The following is a 20693-nucleotide window of genomic DNA, read 5'->3' as shown; positions in this document are numbered from 1 at the left end:
TCTGATTTAATATGCTCTTATAAAAATCCTGTACTACAAAACTCTGGTTTTACATTGGACTGGATTACCTTGGCCTTGTTATCACCAAGATTTTGTATCGTATACGTTCGGGTATCGGCAGGAACAACAAAAGTCTCCGCAAAATGGATAATTATAGTTCTATCTCCCGTAACAACCTTAATTTTGGACCCTTCGACCAAATTTAGAATATGACATTGGTTATGGGTCTTAATTTCCATGGTATCTTGAAATTCAAAACGATGTACCTCATAAAAATGTTTGGCATGGGTATTTAGCTTCAATATCTCCCAATCCCTTCCAGATGCAACGCTACTTTCTTTTGAAATGTATTCCTCCTTCACCACCGCACCTTTACATTCAAAATTTACATTTTCCATACCGCGTTCAATGTTCAATGGCCTAGGGCTCCCATCAAGATCCAATCGCATCCAATCATACATTTTAAAGGTATAGATATATGGTGTGCTGCTTATTTCCAACACCAGATTATCTTTTCCCGAACAATGGATGGTGCCATTGGGAATTAGGAACAGATCGTGTTTGTTTGCGGTATGTTTTTGGATATACTTGTCGATATCCATAGGTTTTTCCTCGGAATTGCTTGCTACCAAAGCACGGTGGAACTCCTCTTTTTCAGCACCCTCTTTAAATCCTAGGTATACTTGTGCCCCTGGTTTTGCATCCAAGATATAGTAGGTTTCGTCCTGCGTAAATTTTTCCCCAAAATGCTCTCTTATATAGTGCTGTGTGGGATGACATTGCAAAGATAAATTGGCACCGTCAAAAGTATCTAGATAATCAAAACGTATTGGAAAATCGTAACCAAAGGTTTTAGCCGCATCGCCCAAAACCGCCTGGTTGTTATAAAACATCAACAAATCAAAAGAGACTTCCAAACGCACTCCGTTCTTGGAAAATACAATGCCGTTTTCGGGTACTATAAGCTCAAAGGACCATGCATAATTGGCTACATCCTGTGAGAGGCCATTTATCTTATCCTTCATCCAATGGCCTCCCCAGACCCCGGCTTCAAACCATGGTCTGACCCTAAATGCATTTTTGGACATTTCCTCCAATCCTTGCCTTATGGTAGTACCTTTGGACCAAGTGATATCGTTGAGATATTGCGTATCCACAAAATAATCCATACCCTTTGTTAGTTGGGCCTTATGTTTGTTTAAAACCACCCAATCTATAAAGAACATGCGCTTGTATTGCGGTTTCGGGGGAATAGGATCTTTTGCGCCTAAATTTAAGATACCTCCAGAGCGTGACCTATATTGAATCTCATTTTTTGGTACATCCAGGTATATAACCTTACTATCCTCTTTACACAGGGCAGCTCCGGGCCCATACAAAATACTTAGGACGGCGGGAGTTCTTTTAATGCTATTTAGTTTTTCACCATCAAAAAAATCCAACAGTGTTCCATGAAATAATTTACCGAAAACAGGATCGTCCCCTCCTAAAAACGGAGCGATCATGGTATCAATTTCCTCAGGGTCCTTAAAAGCTGCACTGGTGGAATAGGAAATGCTGTTTACACCCAACGCCTGTAATTCTTGGGTAAGCTGAAATATGAAATCGTCCCAATACACCCCTACGTAACCATCTATAACTACAGATTTGAAAGCGGCTATTTCTTGCGCCAAACTCTTATAACCTTGTTGGATGGAGCCTTCGTCTATTTTGAACGAAGGAAATATTTGGTAGCCTTCATCTTCTTTTCCGGCTTCTTCCTTTATTGGCATTAAGTATTGTTTAGTGTGCCTTCCGTTCTGTAACCGATCGTCACCTTGGCCAATAAGTCTTTGTACCGCTCCCAAAATTGCAGAATCTTCTGTATTCCCAGAAACAATTATGTTAGGAAGCGTTTTATTAAAGCAAGCCACGAACGACGAACTAAAAAGTGCATAACTTTTAGCGATACTACCTCCTATAACCAGATGGTCTGCCTCAAAATCTTTCAAAAGGGGAGAAAGAAAGGTTCCTAAATTTAACCCGAAAGTGTTGAATATGTTTTTGGCAGCGGGTGACGTTTCCGCCTCTTCCGCTATGGCCTTTACGTTATTGATTTCTATGCCAAATTCTTTGCTATACGCTTCTAGGAACCAATTGGTCCCCAACCAATCTTCCGCTCTTTTTCCTTTATAGGGCAATCTAAAGACCTCACCCCCAGGTGGTACGTCTTCGGCATCGGATACAATGTTATCATCTGCCATAAATCCAGACCCAATACCGGTTCCTAAGGTAACGGCCGCCACCCTACCCCCATTTAGCGAATTACGCCAGGCCTCCCCTAAGAGAAAGCAATTGGCGTCGTTGGTAAAAACAATGTTTGATGGACTATCCACGAATTCTCGTAAATGATCGAATAAATATGATTTTATATTTACGCCAAAAAGATGGTCATATTTATTGCATTTATATATTTTGGAGATACCATTTTCATAATCCAAAGGACCGGGAATGGATATGCCTATGCCAAGAATTGGATGATCAAAATTTTGAATACAGGTCTTTATCGAGTTCGTTATTGTCGTCAATATTGGCAAAGCTTGTTGTTTACTATCTATATTGACATGGACCTTGGTGTCCGAAATAATATTTTTGTTCGCAATATCTACTATTGCAATCGCAAGGTGACTTCCTCCTATATCAATTCCTAATGCGAAATCTTTATTCATTTAAAATGCTATTCTAATGGTTGTTAAAACTTACTTTTCTTTTAAAAAATGTCCGTTGTAAATTGTGTTTCTTATTATTGGCATTATCTGGCCATAACCTTGTTGTACGCTTTAATTAAATTGTTGAATTGTTGCCTCATTTGGAATTGTAATACTCCTTGAAGATTGCGATAAATACCCCTCACCGCAATAGAACTCCACCTTTTGCTTTGTTCCCTCCTTTGAGGTTATAATGGCATGCGTTGTTTCCCTATCTAAGGCAATTGTTTTTCCCTTGGGTCCGTTCTGTTCAAATACTTTTATGGTATCGTCATTCCTGGCGGCTAAAATTAAATTGCCCTTGGCCGTTGTAAGTTGTACCAATGCTCGCGAATCGCCAGCTACGACAAATCCGCTATCCCTAAAATTTTGCGCTTCAAATTTGCCCTTTCCATTGCCCTTTAAAAATAGGCCCAGGGAAGCATCGTATTGCCCATAACCTACTTCGGCATGATAAAAATTACCAATGAGCAGTACGTCCAAATTACCGTCCAAATCATAATCTTTGATACTTGTGCCCATTATAGGGGCAAATTGTGCTTCTTGAGGAAGGTTCTGCGGTTTAAATTCGTTATTACCCAGATTTTCCAGATAAATACTGTTTAGGTTATTGCATTCCAACGTAATAAATTCAGCATCTTCCGAAGCAATGTCCTTAACTTGGGCGGTTGCATATTGCTTGTAGGTGCGATACTTATTTTTTATCAGAACCATTTGATCGGCCAACAAATCGCGCGATACAAATGGATAGCTTCTATATTCTCCGTCGCTATCTTTTGAATAGGTACTGAGAATAGGGTCGTTTTTTTTGTCCTTATCAAAATCGCCAAGGGTCAATGTCATAGGAAGGTCTTGGGATGCCTTAAAAAATGAATTGGTCCCAAGATTCCCTAAAACATAATCGGTATCACCATCATTGTCAAAATCGCCGCCATTGATGCTATTCCACCATCCCTTTGTACCTTTAAGTTCTATTTTTTTTGATAAAATACCCTTGCTATTTTTGAAAATGGTAATCGGCATCCATTCGCCGACCACTATTAGGTCTGTCCAGCCATCATTGTCAAAATCCGTCCATAATGCGGAGGACACCATACCTATTTCATTTGCTCCCATAACCGAAGCGGTTACGTCCTTGAACACTCCGTTTTCATTATTTAGCAAATAACTCTTGGGTATAGCCCCATAATCTCCCGGTACCACCCTTCCGCCTACAAATACATCCAAATCGCCATCTTGGTCATAATCCGAAACAACAGCACAACTGCCACTTGATGTTATTGTAGGAAGTGCGTTTTTTGATTGGGAGAATTTGCCTTTTCCATTGTTATGGTATAATCTGTCTTGATAATACGCCTTGTCCAAAAATTCGCTACCTCCACTTACTACATACAAATCTTGATCGCCATCGTTGTCAGCATCGAAAAAAACTGCTCCCAGGTCTTCGTATTTTTCATCAAAGGGCATAGGAATCGTATCGAAGGTTCCATCCGTTTTTTGCACAAATAAGTTACCGGGGAATGTATTGGATCCGCCTACGTAAAAATCGTCCAAACGATCACCATTAATATCTGCTACCGAAACCGACGGCCCGTTGTTGGCATAGCCGCTTGGAATTAAAGGTTCCCTATTAAAATCGGTAAACACCAACTCTTGATGCCTGAACGGAATATCCGTCTCACCCAAAACTTCGGAGAACAGGGGCTCTTTGGAATCTGCATTGACCGGTACAACTTCCGAATCACTATATGTCAGCGTCGTAACCTCATCCAAAACAATATTGCCTACTACCTTACTTTTACCGTCTGGCCATATGACCTTTACACTATCTACTTCCGTATCTTTAGAAAAACCAAAGTTTAATTGTGGCGGAACGGAAGACTGAAACCCTCTAGACACATAGTTCTCCATAAACTGCACACCGTTATTGGTATATACCCATACCTTGGCCCCAATTCCAAACCCATTGTTCCGCGATCCCTTGAACCGAATGCCGAGATACTTATTTTCTGTTTGTTTTTCTATTGCCGTATTCTTTAATATGGTTGCTTTTTCGTTGATATTATTAGTGACAATGTCCAAATCACCGTCATTATCCAAATCCGCATAGACCGCTCCGTTAGAAAAAGTAGGGCTATCCTTTGTCCAATCTGAAGACACATCATTGAAGGTCAGATCGCCATTGTTTTTGAAGAAGTAGTTTTGTGTCTTCACCTCTGGAAGCTTTTTAATACTTGCCAAATAAATACTATCCGCTTTTTGAGCCGTGGCAAAAATGGATGTTCTTTTTCTGTAAACGATAAAATCCAGATTGGTCATGTCCTTTAAATATCCATTGGTGATATAGATATCTTTTTGCCCGTCCAAATCGTAATCGGCCAATAAGGGCGCCCAGCTCCAATCTGTACTACTGATTCCGGAAAGTTGTCCAATTTCCCCAAAATATGTTTTTCCATTTTCTGAACCCCTATTAAGTTGCAGGGTATTTCTCATATATTGGGGTTCATAACCTAGATAAGAACTATAGGCAAACAAATCGTAGTTGGGCTTGTTGAGCATATTTTTTCTTTTCTCATTTGTTGATGGAAGCATATCCATTACCAAAATATCAGCGAGTCCGTCATTATTAATATCGGCCACATCGTTGCCCATTCCGTTATGGCTTTGGTGATTTAAGAACGAGGCTATTTCATTTTTAAAACTACCATCGCCCTGATTAATGTATAGTATGTCGTTGCTTACAAAGTCGTTTGATACGTAGATATCCGGATAACCATCCTCGTTTACATCGCTTATACCAACACCCAACCCAAAACCTTCAATTACAATTCCTGCTTGCTGGGAAACGTCTTTGAACACCGGGTGGCCTTTCTGGCCCAAACCCTCATTTCTATAAAGTTTATCTGTATTTTCCGCTTCACCGTTTACCTTTTTTACTTTTGGCGTGTTCAATCCTTCAAATCCATGCATATGGTTAAGCAGATACATGTCCAAATCCCCATCGAGGTCATAATCAAAAAAAGCGGCTTGCGTAGCATACGATTTGTCGGCCAGGCCATAGTTCTTCGCCATCTCCTTGAATGTACCGTCCTTTTGGTTTATAAACAGTTGGTTTTCCCTTCCTTCGGGTGTTCTACTGCCAGAAATGGATACGTAAATATCTAACCAGCCGTCCGCATTTATATCTACCATGGTAGCACCCGATGCCCAAGCTGTTGTTTTGGTATTTGACGTTTCCGTAATGTCCTTAAATTGAAGGTCTCCTTTATTGAGGTACAATCGGCTGGATACTTGATTTCCGGTAAAATACAAGTCCACCAACCCATCATTGTTTATATCTCCTGCAGCTACACCGCCCCCGTTGAAATAGTAGATATAGTTTAGAATATGTAAATCTTCATCCCATGACAGATCATTGGAAAAATCGATTCCGGTGCTACTGTTGGGCAAATTCTGAAATGCCTTATCCCCTTTGGAACATGCATAGATGAAAAGAATACATAAAATTAAACAACTATACTTTCCCATAGTATTTCATATATTTCTACACTAACGGTAATACCAGACGTTAATCTCCTAAAAACCGCTACTCTCTACCCCAATTTGTATTCGGCTCCGGTCCTAGCACTAATTCTAGATGCCCTCCTTTTTGAAAATCGTGGTGCGAAAACCAATAGGTATCCAAAGGACTACCATTTAATGTGGCACCTTGGATGTACATGTTCTCCGCTGAATTGTTTTTTACGGTAATCTTAAATTCCTTCCCCTGATAATACTCGGTATTCAATGCAATACTAATCTCATCGAATACAGGGCTGGTAAGTTCATACCTAGGTTCTACGGCATTATTACCCCTTAAACTGAAAAGTCCCATGGACATTAAGGAGCTAACGCCACTCATCTGTCCTTGATCTTCATCATGGCCTCCATAACCTTCATCCGGCGTTACTCCGCCATAGGCTTGCTCATTTACCTTTCTAACCCAATACTGCGTTAACCATGGTTTCCCTGCATGATTGAATACATGTGCATTGGAGCACCCGGGTTGATTGGCATAACTTACATACCCACTACCATACCCAAATACAAAATCATTGGGTTCTGCTTGTTCAAAAGCATGATTCAACATTTTGGTAAGATTATCATCTCCCTTCATGAGGTCCGAAAGCGCATCAATATCATGGGAAACGGACCAGGAACCCTGCCAGGAGTTAGATTCTATCCAACCGTTATTGCTCAACGGATCCTTGTGCATCCACTTTCCTTTTTTGTCCTTGGGAAGTACCAGACTTATTTCCGGGTTAAATAACTTTCGCCATCCTTTGGAACGTCTTAAAAAAGTACCATACTCTTTTTCCTTGCCTAGTTTTTTGGCCATTTGCGCCAATGACCAATCCTGAAATGCCCATTCCAAAGTTTTTCCGGCATTATTGGGACACCATCCATTTTTTATATAGAATTTCAGTTCTTGGGGGTTGTCTCCCATCATACCACCCGGCATGTGGTTTCTTTTGGTAACGTTAAATGCATGCTCCGGATCGGCCTTCCGCATTAAATCTTTCATCATTGTGCTACCCAATAAATTACTTGCGGGTGTTCCTGTCATAATGTAGGAATACCCTCCTGCAATGGCGCCACGGGGAAGTAATCCGCCATTATCTGCATATTGTACCAAAGAAGCGGAAAAATCGTCCATAATTTCTGGCCAGCCCAGGCCCCATAGTATATTAAGATTCCATTGCGTTAGCCAAAGTGCATCAAAATTATACATATTGAATTTTGCGTTACCGGAAGCATCCATTGGTAACTGGCGAACCTTAAGCGAAGCTTTTGTGAAATTGGCATATCTTTCTCCTTGTGTATAATCAGGATAGTATCCGTTGACATCGTTAAGTATACGTCTTCCCAGCAGTGCATGCCATAGATCTGTGTAGAATTTTGTTCTCTGGTTTTCGGAGCCCCCTTTCACCTTTATTTTTGATAGCTTTTCATTCCAAATAGCAATGGACTCTTTTTTGTATTTGTCAAAGTCCCAATGTTTGGCTTCCGCTTCCATGTTCTTTCGGGCATTGTCAATTGAGGTATATGAGATTGAAATTTTCATTAGAATCTCGTCCCCGGCCTTTACATCGTATTTCGCCGAAACGCCAGTTGTTGGAGCATCCCAATAACTTTGCGTTATTCCTGGAAAAACAATGGAATCCCTTCTGGTCATCGTTGATGTTCCCGCCAGTTTTTTAATATGGCTCAGATTTTCCTTTTCATTCCATCCGTTAAACGACTTAAAAGGGGTATTGAACTTAACCACGAAAAATATTTTTACATTTTCCGGACCGCCCCAAAATCTTCCCGAAGAATCAAAAGACCCCTCAAATTCCGTATTGCCAACTTTTTCCACATTGGCATTGATCATAGTTGAATTGCCCAGATAACCACCAAGATTTGCCAAAATATTGGCCTCATCTGCCTCGGTGAACTTAAAACGGTAAAGGGTAGTTCTTTTGGTACTTGTTAGTTCTGTCCAGACCTTATGATCCTTTAGATACAATCTTTGATATCCTGGCATGGCAATCTCATCATCATGGCTAAATTTGGATTTCCAGCCCTGTGCACCTTGTGTGGGATCTATATTTCCCAAAGTAGGCATGATCTGAATTCCAGAAAGACACCATCCATGTATTTGGCCAAAACCAAGTACCTCTGTTGTATTGTAGTTATATCCTCCTCCGTACTGGTTCTTATTTCTGGTAATGGGTGCCACTGCAACCATTCCCATGGGTCTTGCAGCAGGAGTAAAGAAGAAATAACGCCCTTTGGCGGACTCTATGAACGGATTTACCCACGATACCAAATCCCTATGACCATCGGGTGCCGGAAAGACCTCTACCTCGGAAAGTCCAAGGTTAAATCCATCCCCGTCCGTAACTACAAATCGGACCCATTTTACATTTCTTGCCGGAAACGATACTACTTTGGGATCGCCGTTATTGGGAATGGTAGTTACTGTAATCTCCGTACCATCACTAAATAGTAATTTTCCGCCAGCGGTATGTTCATTTTCCGTAGGCCGATCATAGAGTACAATTTTGTTTATGGCCTGCGATACATCCCAATCCAATTGAACCCAGGGCAACCTCGTTTCTCCCCATGCACGTTTAGAACCTACGCTTGCCCATTCCCCAAGATTGCTAATTCTAATAATACCATCAACCACATTGTTGGCGCTAAAACCTGTTTCGGCCGTGGATGCAGATACTTTTGCTTCTGGGGCGATATTGTAGGGGCCAGCGATCACCATTTGAACGCTGAACACGATTAACAAGACATTAAATACCCTCATCATTTTATATCCATTATTGCATTTATGCTTTCCTTCTAAGAGTACCCCTGGTTCTGACATATGTTAATTAGTATCCATTGTTTTGGGTTAAATTGGTATTGATATCCCTTTCTCTTTGAGGAATCGGGAAAAGCGTATTTTCTGGTCGAACCCCTACCCCGGGCTTGGCCTCATTTATTTTTTGGACAAATTGATCAAACCTTTTTAAGTCGAACCAACGCTGCCCTTCCCATACAAACTCTTTGAAACGCTCTAACAAAATAGCATCCTTAAATTCCTGATAGGACAATGTTGCTTCTAGATCTGGCAATACATCTTCTATGACCCCCGCATGATTTCTTGCTCTTTGTCTAACCAAATTGATCGAATTTAGAGAAGTTGCCGTAGGTCCGCTATTTAACTCGTTAAGTGCTTCGGCATGCATCAACAATACATCCGAATATCTTATCAATTGTAGGTCGTTCCCAGTATTATTGGGTATGGGTTCTGCATCCCTGTCCCAATATTTGTGAACATGTGGACTGCTTAATACCACGTCCTGACCACCAATATTGTCTTCAGCAACGAACGTTACATTTTTTCTACGGTCCAAATCATCGAACACATTGTAAACCTGATCTGTAGGTATATCCAAATCTCCGGCATTTGCACCTATGACCCTATATTCCTGTGCCATGGGCCTAAACGTTAAATGGGCTCCTTCCCATATTAAATCGATCCCTGTTCCATTGCTATCAAAATTAATTGCAAATACAGATTCCTTACCGTTGTTATTGGGAATTAAAAAAGCCTCTTTGTAATCTGCCCAAAGCTCAAACGGGCCTCCCATAACATCTTCTGTTTTGGTAACGGCCGTTTGCCAATCTCCCTGCGTTAAAGCTACTTTTGCCAAATATGCCTTGGCCGACCACAACGTTGGTCTGCCTTTATCTATACCGCTAAAAGAACCTGGTAGGTTAGCTTCGGCGAAGGTAAAATCTTGTATAATTTGATCGTAAACTTCGCTAGAGGGAGTCCTTGCCAGGTATGTTTCCGTTGTAAACGTAGTTGTGGCATGTAATTGCAGTGGCACATCCCCGTACATTCTTACAAGTTCAAAATAGAATAGGCCCCTTAAAAAATGTGCTTCTCCCATAAGTCTATTTTTCAAAGCTTGATCCATATTTATATCCGGAATATTGTCGATGGCCAAATTTGCGGCGTTAATCGCCTGATAAAAATCACTCCAAATATTAAAAATTACGGTATTGGTAGCATCAAAGGTGTAATTTGCCAATTGTAGGTAATTGTTATCAAAATTAAGCGGTCCGGGTTTCCCCTCATCGGATGCCAAAGCGGTGGCCGCCCAGTAGTTATTAAAATAAACACCTTCCCAACCTCTATTGGCACTGCCCCCACCTAGGGTTTCATAAATACCATTTACCGCTAAAATAGCATCTTGTTCTGTTTGGTAGAAGGTGTCTTCCGTAATAAAACTTGGGTCTTCTTCCAAAAAGTCGCTACAGCTCCAAAATGTTAAAAACATTGTTGAGGCCAAAATCAGTTTACATGTATTATGTATTTTCATTTTAAATAAATTTTAGCGTTAAAAATTTACATTTAATCCAACCAGTATTGTCCGTGTTGCCGGATAGCTACCAAAATCGCCTCCTGCACTAAGGTTATTGTCCTGCCCCCCAACACTTACTTCCGGATCTACACCGCTATAGTCGGTAAACGTAAGCAGGTTCTTCCCGGTTACATAAAGTCTTAATCGGTTCATCTTAAGCTTAGACATTAATTTGGAAGGCAAGGTATACCCCAAGGATACCGATTTAAGTCTTAGATAAGCGCCGTCCTCAACATAATAATCGGAAAACCTATTGATCCTTCCGCCTGTTACCGCCCGTGTATAAGTATTGGAAGGGTTTTGTGGGGTCCATCTATTGCTAAATGCCTCAAGTGTTGCATTGGACTGTCCGTCTAATGCTTCAATGTTATATCTATTGAAGTTTACCACTTCATTCCCCGAAACACCCTGTAGAAAAACGTTTAAATCAAAACCCTTATAATTAAAAGTGTTGTTGATTCCAAAGCTGTATTCCGGATTTGGATTTCCAATAAAAGTCCGATCATCCGCATTAATTATTCCGTCCCCGTTTAGGTCTTTGTACTTGCGTTCTCCCGGCACAAGGGTTTCTGTCTGAAAATGTGGAATGCTACTGATATCATCGCTCAATTGTGCAATTCCATCGGAAACGTAGCCGTAAAAAGCACCTATCTCACCGCCTTCCACCAATCGCTGCCATTCACTAATTCCATTTGCGCTGAAACCGCTCGAAATTTGATCTAAGCCCGCCAAACTTGTAATTTCGTTTTCATTATACGACAACGACAGGTTTGTTGACCAGTTGAAATTTTTTCCGGAGAAATTTTTGGTGTTGATCGCAAGCTCAAAACCACTGTTCTTAACGTTACCGGCATTTACCACTGCTTGTGTTTGCCCGGTATGTACTGGTGTTTGGAGCTGTAATAAAAGATCATCTGTAGTTTTATCGTAATAGTCCAAAGTAATTCCCAGTTTATCATTGAAGAAATTCATGTCCAATCCTGCATTAAACTGTTTGGATATCTCCCAACCTAAGTCAGAATTTGCTGGTGATATGGGAATAAACCCCTGTGCAGCGGTGTCGCCAAAATAATGGAACGCAACCCGATATCTTGCCAATGATGAAAATGGGGCTATATCGGAATTCCCAACCTCACCATATCCAACCCTTAATTTAAGGTAAGAAAAGACATTTAGGTTTTCTATAAAGTTTTCTTCATATAAATTCCAAGCAAAGGCGGCAGAAGGAAAAAATGCCCAGCTATTATCCTTACCAAATACCGATGCACCATCATACCTACCTGTTAGGGTAAGAATATATTTATCATCATAAGTGTAATTGGCCCTACCAAAATAGGATATCAACGTTTTTTTGGATAACAAGGAATTGGCGGTAAAATCTAATCCCAATCCCAGATTATCCGTTCCAAAATTTTCTACTGGAAATCCAAGGACTACAGCACTTATATTATCTATTTTGGATTCTTGCCCCGAAAACCCCACAAAGGCATTTATTCTGTGTTTATCGTTAAAGGTATTGGAATAACTTAAGGTGGTCTCACTCATCCAGTTAGAGGACAATTGTTTTGCCCTAAATGCGGAAGCGGCAGAACCCGTAGGGGTAAAATCTATATCGGCCGTTCTAAAAACACTCTCATCGTTGAACAAAAAATCTACACCAAGGGAAGTCTTAAAATCCACATTTGGAAGTATGTTCCATTTAAACACCAAATTATTTAGAATCCTTGTGTTTTTTCCGGTACTCTCGTTTAAAGCTATATCCGCTATTGGATTAACCAGGGGCGTAGTTCCGTTCTGAAAAACTTTATTGTCGGTAGAATTAAAAAACGATCCGTCATCGCCAACGACAAAATTTGCTTTTGTATAATTTCCATCAGCATCAAAAACAGGGAGCAACGGACTAAACACATAGGCTCTGGAAACGGCGCTTCCCTTACCAAATTCTATGCCGCCCTCCGCATTTGTAGTATTGAAATTGGTTCTACTAATATTTGAAGTATTTTCAATCGATGCTTTGTCGCTAATTCTAAAATCTAAATTTACCCTAAAGTTTATCCGATCAAAATCTGTCCCTACTATTACGCCTTCCTGCTCCAAATAGGAGGTGCTCATGGCATATTTTACATTCTCATTTCCTCCACGTGCGGAGATATCGTAATTTTGAATGATAGCGTCCCTATATAGTGCTTTCTGCCAATCCGTACCTTGTCCAAATGATGCGGGGTTGGTATATGTTCTTGGCATTCCCGCATTATAATTCGCTTCGTTGATATAATGGGCAAACTGCTCTCCATTTAACAAATTTAGCTCGTTAACTACCGTTTGAATCCCCAAATAGGAATCAAAATTTACTTTTACCTGGCCATTATACCCTCTTTTTGTTTTGATGATAATGACTCCGCTTGCACCCCTAGACCCATAAATTGCAGTAGCCGAGGCATCCTTTAGTACATCTATGGATTCGATATCTGATGGGTTGATGGTTGATAATGCATTTATTGGAGGCCCTTCGGTTACGCCAGAAGATTGATTTGCGTTATTACTTTCAACGATAACACCATCAATAACGTACAGGGGCTCATTACCCGCCAAAATTGAACTGGTTCCCCTAATTCGAATAGAAGATGACCCTCCAGGTTGTCCGGATGTCTGTGTCAATACCAATCCGGGAACCCGCCCTTGTACAAACTCATCTGGCGATGTAACGGTAATGGCTTCCAGATCTTTGGCTTTTATGGAGGAAATAGCTCCTGTTAAATCCTTTCTTGAAGAGCTTCCATACCCAATAAGTACAATTTCGTCCAATTTGGAAACGTCCTCATCTAGGGCAACATCTATGTTTGTCAGCGACCCAACAGATAGTTCCAAAGTTTTATATCCTTGATAGCTGAACACTAGAATCGTTTCTGTACTTGGCACTTCAATGGTGTAGATGCCATTAAAATCCGTTGTAACACCGGTTAAAGTTCCTTTGATCAAAACATTGGCGTCCGGTAATGGAAAACTATCTGCACTGGAAGTTACAATTCCCTTTACGGTGATATTGTTTTGGGCATAGGATATAAAATTTCCAACGACCATAAACAATAGGGAAAGGCTTAATATTTTAAGGTTCATAATTTATTTTTTAGTTAGTTACAATTTTGTTCCAGAATAAAATCTTCAACTGTGTTTGGATCTTGGACCACAATATCACCCGCTTCATTTCTAAAAGTATAGGTGATTTCGGAGATACTAGAGCCGTCGTCCACATTGAACAATCCTCTTGGCCATATGGAAATGCTCCATAAATTGCTTCCCATATTGATCATTCCAAGTGCACTATCAATATCACATGCCGCTACGGGCATACCATCAACCATGGCCGAAGCACACAGATATACCTGATCAACGTCCAACAATGCTGTATCCCCTTTTGTAGCATCGAAATTGATTTTTATGATGTCTTCAAAAGAAAAAATTTCGGGTTCAAATGTCACAGGATCGGGAACAGGTCCGCATAAATCGAAAGAAGGATTAGACCCTCCTGTTACTTCCATACAATCCGTAAACAGCACCGCATGATCGGCCCCGCTAACACCATAACCCGTATTGGCCACAACATATCCAAGTTGGGTAACAAGGTTATCAGGACCTACGGTTACGCCCAATTGAATTTGGCCCACTATGGCCACTCCATTTTGAGCGGTCAGGGTTTGATCCGATTTATATACCACCCATTTAACCTCGCCATAGTTCTCACCTATTCCCAGTACCGTTTTTATTTCATCTTCCCAGTTAAGACCACCGGCCGAATTGGGTGCAATTTCACTGTCGGATATCAGACTCATGGTCCCATCTCCTACGGTAGACGTATAGGAAACTGTTCCAGTGCCTTCAACATCCCATGTTATAGGTGCCAAAAACCCGAAAACCAGAAATTGGGTATCGTCGGTGGAAGGGTTTACATTAATATCTACGGTTATACTAATTTCCTCACCTACCGTTGTAGTTGATGGTTGTATGACCCCTGTTATTGTTATACACATGGTAAACAAGAAAAACAGGAAAAAGAGCGATACTACCGTTGCCCTTTGTCTTTTGATTTGCTTAAATATTTTTTTCATTTTAATCGGGTCTAGTTCTTTTTAAATGTGTATACATAGCTATTATCTGCACAACCGTAGTTAACGGCCAACTGCATATTGCTGCCATTGGATATCAGTGGTACAGCGGCTAGTTTAATGGAAGTGCTTTGGTTTCCAGAGAAGGCCAATTCGGTAGGATAGGTTAAATCATCGAATGTAAAGTCCCCATCGGCCATAGAAAAGGGAAATGGCACTCCTGAAGTTTTTGTCATTTTAAATGACGAAGGGGTATCACCATCATAGACAAATTCTAAATTCAACGATTGAAAGTCGAATAGACCTGTAATATCAACGTCGTTTTGGGTTACACTAACAACGCTCCAGGTTCCACTGATGTCTACGGTATATTCTACCAGCCCGTCCGGGTTAATTTTTTCGTCATCATCACAGCTGACAAAAAAGAAGGCAATCAGACAGATTGCAAAAAAAGCTTTTTTCATAATTATTATGTTTATATGTTTATACATAAAAAAGAATATTTGTTTACACCCTTTCTTGTTATCGTTTATCGTCTTAATTCGACGGAATATTTGAAGTTTTCAGCTTTATAATAGCCTATGTTATATTCTAAGGCCGCTTGGCCCCTATCAAAAACGATCCGTTCCCTTTTAAGAATAGGCTCACCTATTTCAATATTGAGTTTCTCCGCCAATTCTTCGTCTGCCGCAATTGCCGAAATCTCTTCTTTAGAGACTTCTGCATAGTAGCCGCACTCCATTTCAATAATATTGTAAAGTGGCCGAGAATAATCGTAACTGTCTTTTAGTGTTACCTTCGGATGAAAATAGGAGATAAAATATACCATGGCCTCATCCTTTATTCCCCTTACCCTAGATAGCTTATACACTTTTGCGTCATAATCTATCCCTAATTTTAAACTGACCAGCTTATCCGACTTCACCGATTTTAGTTCAAACTCAAAGTTTACAAGCGTCTTCCCCTTCTCTAACATTTCCTTGCTAAAACTAGACCAGCTGTCCAAGCTAGTGGTAATCATATCTTTGTTGACCCTTGTGCCTATACCCTTTTTGCGAATTATAAGATTTTTCTCCGACAGCCTATTGCTGGCTTGTCTTACCGTACTTCTGGAGACGCCTAAATTTTTAGCCAGTTCTATCTCCTTAGGAAGTAGTTTCCCGTTCGCATAGTCGGGTAATTTAATAATGTTCAACAAAAGTTCTTCTACCTGTATATGTAAGGGAACTACACTGGTGTGATCCACTTTCTTTAATAATTCTCCTATGTCACTATGTTCATACATATAAACAAATATAATAAAACATATGAATACTACAAACAATTTAATCCCATAATCGGGAATAGTCTAATTCAAAATCAACGTTATTGGTATCCATATAAATTGTGGTCGGTAATAATCAACATTATCATGTATACTGGGAACATTAAAACTATTAACACAGTAAGAAACCAACAATTTATCATCTTCAATATATTGCGGATGTGCCATGGCATTATAGGTAAACACCTTATCCTCTTTGTACTGCTCTTGATCTGTTGTATGGTACAAAAGTTTTTCATTTGTCCACGGACCGGTAGGCGAATCAGCTATGTAGGAATATATGTTCCCCGAAACCAAATCCCTTTCCTGTAATAGTAAAACGTACGTGTCATTATGCTTAAAGACACTAAACTGTTCGGGAACTTGTTTTTCAATTCCCTTTAAATTTTGTGATGTAGTAGGGTCATTAACCCAATTACTTCCGTTAAAAAACTGATAATCGGATAATTTACTATCCTTTTCGCTAATTTTTCCACGCGCCACGTGCAGCACCGCATTTTCACCCTCAACTTTACTTCCGTAAATATAGGTGTAGTCGTCTTCCTTTACAATGGAATGCCCATAATGTACGCCGTTTTGGTTTGAATAGGGAAAATCTTGCTGAGCAATTATTTTATACGTGTCTTTCTCCAATTTTAAATAATCTGTGCCTGTATATGCAAACCCCCATGTATTGTCCACATCCTGGGTGTCATGCGTAAATTTCGACATAAAAATGTGTAGCTCGTTGTTAAACTCAAAGCCATGACCCGGCCAATAATACTCTTTAATACCATTGTCATTAATAGGAATCAACATAGTTTCGGGATTGTCCAAGGTATTTTTAAAAATTGATGTTGATCGACTATTTTCTGTGTCCGTAACGATAAAAGTATTGTTGATCATCTTACTTTTTGGGTTTCTTTTGCCTTCCATGACCGGCTCTAGGAACGAATCTCCCATCATAAAAACAGAATTTCCATTGGACAGAGGAAAAGAAATTGCCCCATCTGCCCCGGTTACTCCTAAGCTATCAACAATTACGAGCTTGTTAAACCTCGCGGCTTTAACAACTGTGCTATCTTCCACTAAAACATCCGGGTGCCCGTCCCTATTTTTTTTGTTTTCCCCGCAGGCAATACAAATAACTACAACTAGTAGAATAGCTGATTTTATAATACCATTTGAAAAGGACAAACCGAAGTACCGCATAATAAGGGCTTAATGTGTAAAATGAATAGTGTCAAAAAAGGGACAATACCAATTTTAGTATCCTAAAGTGCCAAATATAATCAATTTGTTCATATGTTCGTACATATAAAATATTATTTTGATACATTTGCATGAAAGTGATCAAATATATTCGAACAAATAAAAGGTACCCTCATTGGCACCATACCTTTAAAAACCGTATAACCCGTATGAAAAGATTGATCTTCCTCCTCATATTGACCATTTTTTCCAAAACTGTGTTTTGCCAATCGCGCCCGGTAGATTTTGTGGACCCAATGGTTGGTTCCCACGATTCTCGATGGAATATGTTTCCAGGGCCTACCAGACCCTTTGGAATGGTAAAACTAAGTCCCGACAATCAGGAATTGGGATGGAAGGCAGGCTATGAATATAAAATAGACAACATTGCCGGTTTTAGTCACATTCATTCGTGGACCATGGCAGGCTTGCGGACCATACCCACCACCGGTGCCCTTAAAATTCAGGAAGGAACGGAAAAAGATCCGGACAGGGGATATCGCTCCAAATTCTCCCATAAAAATGAAAAGGCGGAAGCTGGCTATTACTCGGTCGTTTTAGATGATTACAACGTAAAAGCAGAACTTACCACCACCACAAGAACAGGTTTTCAACGGTATACTTTTCCAGAGGCAAAAGACGCAAGGATATTAATAGATCTCTTAATTCCGTCAGAATACGGTTACGAAATTTTTTATACCCAAATAACCAAGATAAGTGACCATGAGATAGAAGGAGTAAGTTACCAGCAAAGTCAAAGAAAGGCCCAATTTAACGATTATACACTAAATTTTGTGATGCGGTTCAACAAACCCTTTAAAAGTTTTAATGGTTGGGTAAAAGAGGAAGTAAGTAGAAATGTCACTAGTATTTCTTCGGGTTTTGGACATAAGGACGTTGGGGCCTTTGTAGAATTTGATACTGAGGAAGGCGAACAGATAATGGTACAGACCGGAATTTCCTTGGTGAGTATTCCACAAGCCCGATTAAATCTAAAAACCGAACTAGATTCCTTTGCTTGGGATTTTGATGCGGTTAAAGCGGATGCACAAAACGGGTGGAACAACCTTTTGAGTAAAATTAGGATCGATGATGATCGTGTTGCCCTTAAGAAAAAGTTCTACACCAATATGTATCGGGCATATGCCGGAAGAAGTACCTGGAGCGATGTAAATGGAAAGTATCTAGACATGAACGAGAAGGAACAACAACTAGAAGATCCTTCAATGCCCTTGTATGGCAGTGATGGTTTTTGGGTTTCCTTTTGGAATCTAAATCAGCTATGGTCATTGGTAACTCCTGATATTGCCAATAACTGGGTAAAAACCATGTTGGAAATCTATGACAAAGGAGGATGGTTGCCCAAGGGAGCTACCGGAATAGAATATTCGGGAATTATGGTGGCCTCGGACCAAATTTCATTGATTACCAACGCTTATCACAAAGGCATCAGGGGTTTCAATATTGACAAAGCCTATGAAGCAGTGAAGAAACTTCAAAAAGAACCCGGGCATTATCATGAAAGTGGAGGATATGTAGGGAATAGAAACCTAAAATCATATATAGAAAAAGGCTATGTTCCAGATGAAGAAGGGCCCGTATCCAACACTTTGGCCTATGCCTATAACGATTATACCGTAGGTCAGTTCTCCAAAGCTTTGGGAAAAGAAAAAGATTATAAAGAGTTTACCAAAAGAGCCTATAATTACAGACATGTTTTTGACAAAGACGTTGGCTATGTACGCCGCAAGCATGCCGACGGAACCTGGGTAGCCAATTTTAAACCTTTTGGTGACGTCGCCTGGTTGGGATCTGGTTATGTGGAGGGCAACGCATGGCAGTATACGTACTACGTACCGCACGACATCAACGGACTCATATCGCTAATGGGAAAGGAAGAATTTAGCAACCGTTTGGAAAAAGGGTTCCAGACCTCTAAAAAACACAACTTTAACTCGGAACATTTAGGTAGCAACTCTTTGGACGGCATGGGTATATTACCCATAAACCATGGCAATCAGCCCAATATGCAGGCTTCGTACCTATTCAACTATTCGGGAAAACCATGGCTTACACAAAAATGGGCCAATGAAATTATGGACAATTATTATGGAAATGACCCTATTGGTGGTTGGAAAGGGGATGAAGATCAGGGGCAAATGGGTTCTTGGTATGTGATGAGTGCCATGGGGCTGTTCCAAATGGACGGGGGTACCTCTATAAATCCTATCTATGAAATAGGAAGCCCACAATTTAAGAAGCTTACCATAAGCCTGGACAAGGCATACTATCCAGGAAATACCTTTGTAATAGAAGCAAAAAACGTTTCGGAGAAGAACATATATGTGCAGTCGGCCAAATTAAACGGACAAACGCTCGGCAAACCGTGGTTCTATCATAAAGATTTAATAAAGGGCGGAAGTTTAATATTGAAAATGGGGCCAAAACCCAATAAAAAGTGGGGGTCCGATAAAGAAGATGCCCCTCCATCCATGAGCAGTATCCTATCCAAAAAAGAACAGGATTCCATTTTGGCCTATGACAGATTGGGTGAGGAATTGCAAGCGTGGAACAGGGCCATAAAAGCCTATTATTATCATAAGAAGGAACATTTTGAATCCTTACCGGACACAGAGGGCGAGATTATTTTTCTGGGGAACAGTATCACCGACGGAGCAGAATGGTTCGAACTTTTTCAGAATCCTAACATAAAGAACCGTGGAATTGGAGGAGACGATACCGATGGTGTTTTAGAGCGTTTGTCGGAAATAACTTCTTCCAATCCCAAAAAACTGTTTATTATGATAGGAACCAATGACCTTGCCTATGGTAAAACGGTAGATCATATCAATACCAATTATGTAAAAATAATTGAAAGGGTGCAGGAACAATCGCCAAAAACGGAGATTTATATCCAAAGTGTCCTTCCTGTTGATGACGGTTTGCATACAACCAGGCCCAATAGTAGCATTCTTCAGATCAACAAATTTTTGAAAGGGCTTTGCAGGGAAAAGGGTATTATTTATATTGATTTAATGCCCATTTTTACCGATGAGAATGGCAAACTTAATAAAGCCCACAGTATTGACGGTCTGCACCTAAATGGGAAAGGCTATCTAGATTGGAAAAAGGAATTGACAAAATACCTGAAGTAACGGAAATACCTGTGACCTAACATCTAATTTTCATTGGAAGATACTGGTTTGGCTATATTGTTTTGCCCAAGAGAAATCAACTACCTTAAAAGAAGAGAAAAATTCGATCATCGCTATATAAAACCATACAATCTCTGAGGTTTTATACAATCATAAATCTTTTTTACCTTAAAACGGGACGAAAA

The 20693-nt window shown here is 40.2% G+C and carries 10 protein-coding genes; 1 reads left to right on the top strand and 9 read right to left on the bottom strand.

Annotated elements, in window-relative coordinates; translation table 11 throughout:
• Nucleotides 1-17: 17 nt before the first annotated feature.
• From ACEQ81_RS12500 to ACEQ81_RS12460, 9 genes are all read right to left on the bottom strand, one after another.
• Nucleotides 18-2708, bottom strand: a complete 2691-nt coding sequence (locus ACEQ81_RS12500) for an ROK family protein (protein WP_411031237.1) — start codon at nt 2706-2708, stop codon at nt 18-20.
• Between the two features lie 111 nt (nt 2709-2819).
• Nucleotides 2820-6275 (bottom strand): VCBS repeat-containing protein, encoded by a 3456-nt coding sequence (locus ACEQ81_RS12495; protein WP_411031236.1) that lies wholly within the window; start codon nt 6273-6275, stop codon nt 2820-2822.
• A gap of 58 nt (nt 6276-6333) precedes the next feature.
• Nucleotides 6334-9147, bottom strand: coding sequence for a GH92 family glycosyl hydrolase (locus tag ACEQ81_RS12490; RefSeq protein WP_411031235.1), 2814 nt, complete (start codon nt 9145-9147; stop codon nt 6334-6336).
• Between the two features lie 7 nt (nt 9148-9154).
• Nucleotides 9155-10654 carry a RagB/SusD family nutrient uptake outer membrane protein gene (locus ACEQ81_RS12485; RefSeq protein ID WP_411031234.1) on the bottom strand — a complete coding sequence of 500 codons (1500 nt, stop codon included), beginning with the start codon at nt 10652-10654 and terminating at the stop codon, nt 9155-9157.
• An 18-nt stretch (nt 10655-10672) separates the two neighbouring features.
• Nucleotides 10673-13813 carry a SusC/RagA family TonB-linked outer membrane protein gene (locus tag ACEQ81_RS12480; RefSeq protein ID WP_411031233.1) on the bottom strand — a complete coding sequence of 1047 codons (3141 nt, stop codon included), beginning with the start codon at nt 13811-13813 and terminating at the stop codon, nt 10673-10675.
• Between the two features lie 14 nt (nt 13814-13827).
• Entirely contained in the window at nt 13828-14802 is a 975-nt protein-coding gene (locus ACEQ81_RS12475; RefSeq protein WP_411031232.1) for a DUF4961 domain-containing protein, read from the bottom strand.
• Nucleotides 14803-14813: 11 nt separating this feature from the next.
• A complete protein-coding gene (locus ACEQ81_RS12470; RefSeq protein ID WP_411031231.1) occupies nt 14814-15263 on the bottom strand; it encodes a DUF5004 domain-containing protein in 450 nt (149 codons plus the stop codon).
• Between the two features lie 65 nt (nt 15264-15328).
• The gene (locus tag ACEQ81_RS12465; RefSeq protein WP_411031230.1) at nt 15329-16084 is read right to left on the bottom strand and encodes a GntR family transcriptional regulator; all 756 of its coding nucleotides are present in this window, start codon (nt 16082-16084) and stop codon (nt 15329-15331) included.
• A gap of 63 nt (nt 16085-16147) precedes the next feature.
• A complete protein-coding gene (locus tag ACEQ81_RS12460) occupies nt 16148-17314 on the bottom strand; it encodes a DUF4185 domain-containing protein (RefSeq protein ID WP_411031229.1) in 1167 nt (388 codons plus the stop codon).
• A 209-nt stretch (nt 17315-17523) separates the two neighbouring features.
• On the opposite strand from ACEQ81_RS12460, the gene ACEQ81_RS12455 reads away from it, so the two are divergent.
• On the top strand, nt 17524-20508 hold the full coding sequence (locus tag ACEQ81_RS12455) for a GH92 family glycosyl hydrolase (RefSeq protein ID WP_411031228.1): 2985 nt from the start codon (nt 17524-17526) through the stop codon (nt 20506-20508).
• Nucleotides 20509-20693: the final 185 nt, after the last annotated feature.

Origin of the sequence: Spongiimicrobium sp. 3-5, assembly GCF_046557915.1 — a bacterium.
Classification (GTDB): domain Bacteria; phylum Bacteroidota; class Bacteroidia; order Flavobacteriales; family Flavobacteriaceae; genus JBHEBG01.
The sequence above is the reverse complement of the archived record's forward strand: the minus strand, read 5'-3'. Positions and strand labels throughout refer to the sequence as shown.